Genomic DNA, 5150 nt, shown 5'->3' with positions numbered 1-5150 from the left:
AACGCGCTCTCCTGACCGTTCCTCTCCCTGAAAAAAACGCCCTCCCGGCCGGATTCCGGCGGAGAGGGCAAATTCTGTTCTGCGGAACGCTCTTACTTGGCGTATTCGACCGAACGGGTCTCGCGGATGATCGTCACCTTGATCTGCCCCGGATAGGTCATCTCCTTCTCGATCCGCGCGCAGATGTCCTTCGCCAGCATCTGCGCTTCGCCTTCGCTGACCTTCTCCGGCGTCACCACAACGCGGATTTCACGGCCGGCCTGCAGTGCAAAGCAGGACTCCACGCCCGAGAATTCGTGCGCGATCGCCTCGAGCTGTTCCAGCCGCTTGAGGTAGAGTTCGGTGGTCTCGCTGCGGGCTCCCGGACGGGAGGCGCTCAGCGTATCGCAGGCGCTGATGAGAATGTCGTACAGACTTTCCGGCTCCACTTCGCCGTGGTGCGCCGCCACCGCGTGGATGACATCCTTCGCCTCGTTGTGCTTGCGCAGCAGGTCCGCACCGATCTGGGCGTGCGGCCCCTCCACCTCGTGATCGATCGCCTTGCCGAGGTCGTGGAAGAGACCGATCCGCTTCGCCTTCTGCTCGTCGAGGCCGAGTTCCGCCGCGATCATGCCCATGAAGTAGCTGGTCTCCAGCGAATGCTGCAGCACGTTCTGCGAAAAGCTGTAGCGGTATTTCAGGCGGCCGAGCAGCTTCATGATCTGCGGCGAGACCCCCTGGATTCCGGTTTCGAGCACCGCGGCTTCGCCCACCTGGAAGAGCTCCTCTTCCAGCTCCTTGCTGATCTTCTTGGCCAGCTCCTCCACCCGGGTCGGATGGATGCGCCCGTCGCTGATCAGCCGCTCCATAAGCTGGCGCGCCACCTCTTTCCGCACCGGGTCGAAGCAGCTGATGACCACCGCTTCCGGCGTGTCGTCGATGAGAATGCTCACGCCGGTGGCCGCTTCGATCGCGCGGATGTTGCGTCCTTCGCGGCCGATGATCCGCCCCTTCATCTCGTCGTTCGGCAGCGGAATGGTCGCCGTCGTGCGCTCGTAGGTGCAGTCGCTCGCGTACCGCTGAATGGCGTAGGTGAGAATGCGGCGCGCTTCCCGCTCGCTCCGCGCCTTCGCCTCCTCCAGCTGATTGCGGACCATCAGACCGGACTCATTCTTGATCTCGTTCTTGAGTTTTTCCAGCAGGATTCCCCGCGCCTCCTCCCGCTTCATGCCGGCGATGCGTTCGAGTTCATCGATCTGCTGGGAGATGCTTTTGGCCAGCTCCTGTTCCCGGTTCCCGAGCCGTTCCCGGAGCGTTTCAATCTCCTTCTCCTGCTTCTCGATGTTCTTCGATTTGGCGTCCATCGAATCGGCGCGGCGGTCGAGCAGCTCCTCGCGCTGGGCGAGACGCTTCTCGTTGTTGGTCTGTTCGCGGCGGCGCTCCTTGAGCTCCTGCTCGCACTCCTCGCGCATCTTGATGGTCTCCGCCTTGGCCGAGACCCGGGCGTCACGCAGAATGTGCTCCGCCTCCCGTTCGGCGTCGCTGCGGATCTTGTCCGCAGTGCGCGAAGCGGAATCCTTCTGCAGTTTTTGAATCCAGTTGTTCAGCATGATCCCCGCCGCGATTCCAATCGCGGCAAAAATACATGCAACGGCGATCAGCGCCCACAAATTGCTTTCCATTTTTCCTTCTTTTCCCCCTGTTTTCTGCGGCGGCTCCCGAAGAGCTCATCCGCCTTATTTTTCACACAGATATATATCCTGCTCGGTGACCACGACATCGACATTGCGGTCGTGCTCTTCCCGAGGAAGATCGTTCGCCAGCTGGCATGCGTAGATCACACCGATCACCGGTCCGCGGGCCGCCGCCAGCATCCGGTCGTAAAATCCGCCGCCGCGCCCCAGCCGGATTCCGGAGGGCGTACAGGCGACCGCCGGCGTAAGGTAGAGCAGCCTGTTTGCGGCAAACTCCGGCGTCGCCGCCGGCCGCTCCGGCCGCGGTTCCAGCAGCCCGAACTTCGCCCGGACCAGATCCCGCGCGACGTCGTGGATCTCCACCAGTTCGTACCCCGCATCCGCCGCGACGTACCGCGGCAGAAAAAATCGCTTCTCTCCCAGCAACCCGAAGAGGTCCGGCTCCCGCCCGTCGCTCGCGTAGGCGGCGATGCAGTCCGCCGCCTGATAGCAGGCGAGGCGCCGGATGTTCCGGCAGATCGCCGCATCGGCCCGGAGCCGCTCCTCCGGCGACAGCGCCGCGCGCCGTGCCAGATAGTGCTTTCGCAGTTCACGCTTTTCCATCGCGTTTTTCCTCCCGGACAAAGTCGCGCAGTGCGCGCCAGTAGTCAACCCGTTCCCGGATGCGCGCCTCGTAGCCGATCTCCTTCGGCTCGTAATAGCGCTTATCCACACTCAGATACTCCTGCGGCACGAAACCGCCGGGGTAGTCGTGCGGATAGAGATAGTCCTTGCCGATTCCCTCCGCTTTCGCCCCCGCGTAATGCGCGTCGCGGAGACGGACCGGAATCGGTTGAACCCGCTCCTGCTCCACGTCGGTTGCCGCCGCTTCCAGCGCCGCATACGAGGCGTTGCTCTTCGGCGCGGTCGCACAGTAGGTGGTCGCCTGGGCCAGAATCAGTTTCGCTTCCGGCAGGCCAATCATCTCCACCGCCTGCATCGCGGCGGTGCAGAGCTCCAGCGCGCGCGGGTCGGCGTTGCCGACATCCTCCGCGGCGAAGATCGTAAGCCGCCGGGCGATGAAACGGATGTCCTCCCCGGCGTGCAGCATCTTCGCCAGATAGTAGACCGCCGCATCGGGGTCGGAACCCCGCATGCTCTTGATGAACGCCGAGGCGGTGTCGTAGTGGCCGTCATCGCCGTAGACGATCATCTTCTGCTGAATCGAAGCCTCCGCCTCCGCCAGCGTGACGCGGGTGACTCCCGCGTCATCCGGATCGGTGGTGAGCGCGGCGACTTCGAGCGCGTTCAGCGCCCGGCGCGCGTCCCCCTCGCAGGCGGTGGCGAGAAAATCCGCCGCCTGCGGCTCCAGCTCCACCTTCCGCCCCGGGAAGGAGCGTTCGTCGCCCGTCGCCCGGTTGAGCAGCGTGCAGATCTCCTCCTGCGAGAGCGGTTCGAGCCGGAAGACCAGCGACCGGGAAAGCAGCGCCCCCACCACGTAGAAGTGCGGGTTGTGCGTGGTTGCCCCGATCAGCCGGACATTGCCGTTTTCCACGTCCGGCAGCAGAGAGTCCTGCTGGGAACGGCTGAATCGGTGAATTTCGTCGATGAAGAGAATCGTCCTCCGCCCGGAACTGCGCCGCCGTTTCACCGCGGCGGCGATCTCCCGCCGGACATCCGCGACGCTCGAGGTCACTCCGGAGAGCCGGATGAATTCCGAATCGGTCATCCGTGCGATCACCTCCGCGAGACTGGTTTTCCCGGTGCCGGGCGGTCCGGAGAGGATGATCGAGCTGAACCGGTCCGCGTCGATCGCCCGCCGGAGCAGTCTGCCCGGTTCGAGCAGATGCCGCTGCCCGACATACTCGTCGAGCGAACGGGGACGCAACCGGGCCGCCAGCGGCATCCCGGAGCCGTTTTCCGCCTCCGTTTCCGTGCCGCCGGTGAAGGATGCCGGGAATTCCGGTTCGAGTTCAAACAGATTCTCTCTCATCTCCAGCCGTACATTGTCAATCAGCCGGAAGAGGCTCTGCAGGCAGGTTACTGGTCGGAATCGGGCACAATGAAACCTGCGGCCGGTTCATTTCTCCGACCGGGGTGACTGGTCCGGCTGTCCCCTTCCGGGCGACAGCTTATTCCAAGGCATAGCGCAGGATGCCGTAAGTCAATCATGTCCGTTCCGGCCGCCTCTGCCGGGCAGCCGCTTCCCTTTTTCTCATCTATTATAATAAAAGCGTTGAATCACGCTGTATTATAATTATAGCATAAAAACATCAATATGAAAACACCTTTTTCTGTTTTTCCGCAAAAAAAAAGAAAAAAACTTCGTTTCCGCTCCGAAAGAAAGTTTCCGGTGGAACAAGGCGAAAAAACCGGGGGAGCGAACGCTCTCCCGGCTTGCTTTCCTGTCAGCGGAACTCCTCCGTTCCGCCCGGAAATGCGGTTCAGATCATGGAATCCCAGAGAGCCGTGTTCTCCAGATTGACCCGGACCGCATTGGCGAAGGCCGCCGCCATCGCGCCATCCACCACCCGGTGGTCGGCGGAAACCGTCACCTTCATGATGTCGCGGACGACGATCTCCCCGTCGCGCACCACCGGCGTCGGCACCGAGCTGGCCACCGCGAGAATCGCGCTTTCGCCCGGATTGATGATCGCACCGAAGGATTCGACGTTCATCATCCCCATGTTGGAGATGGTGAAGGTGCCGCCCTTCATGTCGTCGGGCGAGAGCTTGCCGGCGCGCGCCTTTTCGGCGAGTTCGGCCGATTCCGCCTGGATCTCGTCGAGCGACTTGCGGTCGGCGTTGCGGATCACCGGCACCACCAGACCGTTGTCCACCGAGACCGCCATGCCGATGTTGATCTTCGAGCGGCACGAAACGCTCCGCCCGTCGCAGAAGGAGTTCACCATCGGGAAATCGCGCAGCGCCAGCGCCACCGCCTTGATGACGAAGACGTTGACCGAGAGATTGATCCCCTCCGCCTTCAGCGCCTTGCGCTTGGCCATGAGTCCGCTCAGGTCGATCGCGACCGTCACGTAGAAGTGCGGAATCGTCTGCTTCGACTGGGTCAGCCGGTCGGCGATCACCCGCCGCATCGTGTTGAACAGCTGCGGACGCTCCGCAATTGCGGCGCGGACATCCTCCACCGTAATCCGGCCGTTGTCGCCGGAGCCTTCGAGCTCCACCATCTCCACGCCCGACTCTTTGGCGAGATTCAGCGCGACCGGCGTGATCTTGCGGTCAAAGTATCCGGTGGATTCCAGATAGTTCCGTACATCCTGCTCCGTCACCCGGGTTCCGGCGGCCGGAATCTTCTCCACGTTGACGAGGTAGTCCGAGGCGAACCTCTTCGCCCGCGGCGACACCGGCTTCTTCGCCGCCGGTGCGGGCGGGGGAGGGGGCGTCAGCCGGGGGGCCGGTGCCGGAGGCGGCGCCGCCGGAGCCGCGCCTGCCGTCGGGGCGGGTTTGGCCGCCGGTGCGGGTTTCGCCGCCGGG

Annotated in this window: 4 protein-coding genes; all 4 read right to left on the bottom strand. The window is 63.4% G+C overall.

Annotated elements, in window-relative coordinates:
* Window positions 1-92: 92 nt before the first annotated feature.
* Window positions 93-1661: a ribonuclease Y gene (gene rny / locus ACMLHG_RS02315; RefSeq protein WP_417169415.1), complete on the bottom strand. Its 1569-nt coding sequence runs from the start codon at window positions 1659-1661 to the stop codon at window positions 93-95.
* 54 nt (window positions 1662-1715) lie between these two features.
* Window positions 1716-2276 (bottom strand): 5-formyltetrahydrofolate cyclo-ligase, encoded by a 561-nt coding sequence (locus ACMLHG_RS02310; RefSeq protein ID WP_417169414.1) that lies wholly within the window; start codon window positions 2274-2276, stop codon window positions 1716-1718.
* On the bottom strand, window positions 2263-3645 hold the full coding sequence (locus ACMLHG_RS02305; protein ID WP_417169413.1) for a replication-associated recombination protein A: 1383 nt from the start codon (window positions 3643-3645) through the stop codon (window positions 2263-2265). The genes ACMLHG_RS02310 and ACMLHG_RS02305 overlap by 14 nt, the downstream gene beginning before the upstream one ends.
* A gap of 451 nt (window positions 3646-4096) precedes the next feature.
* On the bottom strand, window positions 4097-5150 hold a 1054-nt coding region (locus ACMLHG_RS02300; RefSeq protein WP_417169412.1), incomplete at its 5' end, for a dihydrolipoamide acetyltransferase family protein.

The sequence above is a fragment of the Victivallis sp. genome, from assembly GCF_048170485.1.
In the GTDB taxonomy this organism is placed as follows: Bacteria; Verrucomicrobiota; Lentisphaeria; order Victivallales; family Victivallaceae; genus Victivallis.
Note: the sequence above shows the minus strand (reverse complement) of the source record. Positions and strands in the feature narration are given on the sequence as shown.

Excerpts from the sequence above, each read along its gene's own strand:
- ACMLHG_RS02310 (WP_417169414.1), bottom strand. The coding sequence starts at position 2,276 with ATGGAAAAGCGTGAACTGCGAAAGCACTATCTGGCACGGCGCGCGGCG.
- ACMLHG_RS02305 (WP_417169413.1), bottom strand. The coding sequence starts at position 3,645 with ATGAGAGAGAATCTGTTTGAACTCGAACCGGAATTCCCGGCATCCTTC.
- rny (WP_417169415.1), bottom strand. The coding sequence starts at position 1,661 with ATGGAAAGCAATTTGTGGGCGCTGATCGCCGTTGCATGTATTTTTGCC.